Origin of the sequence: Pelomicrobium sp. G1 (genome assembly GCF_051905455.1) — a bacterium.
Lineage (GTDB): Bacteria > Pseudomonadota > Gammaproteobacteria > Burkholderiales > UBA6910 > Pelomicrobium.
This window is the reverse complement of sequence record NZ_JBQACR010000324.1, coordinates 1-278: the sequence shown is the minus strand read 5'-3', so window position 1 is coordinate 278 and position 278 is coordinate 1. Positions and strand designations below refer to the sequence as shown.

Here is a 278-nt window from a genome sequence, read left to right as displayed (position 1 = left end):
CCACGTTGCGGCCCTTGGGCCCCAGCGTGACCTTGACGGCATCGGCGAGAATGTTCACGCCAGCGACAATGCGATGGCGAGCGGCTTCATGAAACTTGACTTCTTTGGCTGCCATGTTGTGCGAACTCCTCTGATGATTGGGACGATTAACCGTTCTCGATGATGCCCATGATGTCCTCCTCGCGCATCACGAGGAGCTCCTCGCCTTCCACCTTCACGGTCTGGCCCGAATACTTGCCGAAGAGCACCCGGTCGCCCACCTTGACCTCCAGGGGGCG

Annotated in this window: 1 protein-coding gene; it reads right to left on the bottom strand. The window is 60.1% G+C overall.

The genetic code is table 11. The features are described from left to right. Positions 1-146: 146 nt before the first annotated feature. Positions 147-278, bottom strand: a 132-nt coding sequence (locus ACTFO6_RS18690) for a co-chaperone GroES (RefSeq protein WP_439935864.1), incomplete at its 5' end; no start/stop codon positions are given.